At 65.4% G+C, this 416-nt stretch carries 1 protein-coding gene; it reads left to right on the top strand.

Translation table 11 applies throughout. The features are described from left to right. Nucleotides 1-79 precede the first annotated feature (79 nt). The coding region (locus RCF13_RS07845; protein ID WP_308141043.1) for a hypothetical protein at nucleotides 80-416 on the top strand (337 nt) is incomplete at its 3' end.

The raw sequence follows: 416 nt of genomic DNA, 5'->3' as shown, positions 1-416 counted from the left end.
CGGACCGCGATCGGCCTGATATAACTGGCCACCTGGCGCGAACCGCGCCTGGACAGCGTCCCCATCAGGAGTCAGGCATATGCGTGTCACGGTCTCGAAAGTCGCGTTGTTGCGGTTGGCGCTACTGGTCGCCACAGGCTCGGCGGCCTTTGCCGCCTCGGCCCAGGCGGTGTTGAAGGACCAGGTCATTTCCCGTCCCTGGGACGACAGCCTGGTGGTCGTCGGCAACGACAGCCGGGTGCGTGCCGGCATGACAGTGCGTGATCTGGAGAATCTGGTGCAGCGTGTCGCCGATCAGGGCAAGGCGTTGGAGCAGTTGCGCGCCAGCAATGATGCGCTCAATCGCAAGATCGAGGAGCAGGCGCAGAAGATCGCCAACCTGGAACGCCGACAGGGCGACGGCGGCCGCAGCAGCG

The organism is Stenotrophomonas maltophilia group sp. RNC7 (assembly GCF_030910085.1).
In the GTDB taxonomy this organism is placed as follows: Bacteria; Pseudomonadota; Gammaproteobacteria; order Xanthomonadales; family Xanthomonadaceae; genus Stenotrophomonas; species Stenotrophomonas sepilia.
Note: the sequence above shows the minus strand (reverse complement) of the source record. Positions and strands in the feature narration are given on the sequence as shown.